Source organism: Paraburkholderia sp. LEh10, assembly GCF_017814945.1.
In the GTDB taxonomy this organism is placed as follows: Bacteria; Pseudomonadota; Gammaproteobacteria; order Burkholderiales; family Burkholderiaceae; genus Paraburkholderia.
The window spans coordinates 1-1225 of record NZ_JAGIPX010000205.1 but is presented as its reverse complement, the minus strand read 5'-3'; the positions used below and the strand labels follow the sequence as shown (position 1 = coordinate 1225).

The window sequence follows — 1225 nt, the reverse complement described above, 5'->3', positions numbered from 1 at the left end:
GATTGTAACGATCCTTGAACTCGACGACCGCAGCCCGGACTTCCTCAAGATTCCTGAAGATGCGACCGTGAATGACCTGTTCCTTCAGCGTCCGGTTGAAGCGCTCGGCGACGCCATTCGTTTGTGGCTCGGCAACGAAGGCAAAGCTCGGCGTGACGCCCCAGAACCTGATCTGGTTGAGGAAGTCATCGGCGGTGTATTGCGAACCGTGATCCATGCGCAGTGTCAGGCCGCGACCGACCTCGGCACCCGTGCCGCCGAATTCACCCAGCAGTCCCTGGGCGATTGGCTGCAGGGCGGCGAACCGGTTGCCTGTCTTGACCGCATGCATACCGACGCAGCAGGCGTCGTAATGATCGACTGCGCAGAACACCCAGACCCAGCCGTCATCCACAGTCTCGACGCGCACGCCGTCGGTGCCCCACATTTCGTTCGGGCGGCTCGTCGTGATCGTGCCGTCATGAAAGGCAGCCTTGCCCTGGGGTCGACGATGCGGTGAGAGCAAGGCGTTCTCCCGCATCAGCCGCAGCACACGGGTGCGCGAGACACGGATGTTGCGCAGGATCCGCAACCGCGCCCATACCTTGCGATGGCCCTCGCCGGTAAAGGGCGACGCTGCCAGATCGGCCCGGATGGCCTCCAGAAGGGCAGCGTCCGGCATCGCTGGTTTCGGACCGCGCCGCTGGGCCACGAGTGACACTACGTTGCCCGACTCGCGTGCACGACCGGCATAGATCGTCGAACGCGGGAATCCGAGCACCCGGCAGACCCGCTCCAGCCCATAAGGCTTGCCGGTGCCCGCGGAGATCGTCTGGCTCATTTCGACGACCTCCGGTTGCCCAAAGGGTGTCGGGCCTGCCTTTCCTTGCGCAGGATTTCGACTTCCATGACCAGCTCGCCAATGCGCCGGGTGGCCTCGCCAAGCTTTGCCTCCAGCGGATCGCCCTCGCGCTCCTTGAGGCCGGCATCCATACCGGCCAGGGCACGCTCGCGCCATTCCTCAAGCCGGTATATCGGTACCGATACCTCGCGCGAAATGGCATCCACAGGCTCGCCGCGCAACAGGCGCAGGACGACTTCTTTCTTCCGGTTGGCCGACCACCGCTTCACTTCGCCGGCTGCGCCGGGGGCGCTTCCAGTCGCGCTACGCGCTCCTTCCACCGCCCCCGGCACAACCTCTGCAACATTCAACTTATTCGGCATGTTCAACTCCATTTTCAGACAC

Annotated in this window: 2 protein-coding genes; both read right to left on the bottom strand. The window is 63.8% G+C overall.

Annotated elements, in window-relative coordinates:
* A partial coding sequence (locus tag J8I87_RS43950) for an integrase core domain-containing protein (protein WP_209938897.1) occupies positions 1 to 820 on the bottom strand: 820 nt, incomplete at its 3' end.
* Positions 817 to 1225, bottom strand: a 409-nt coding sequence (locus J8I87_RS43945; protein ID WP_409518892.1) for a hypothetical protein, incomplete at its 5' end; no start/stop codon positions are given. The genes J8I87_RS43950 and J8I87_RS43945, both read right to left, overlap by 4 nt.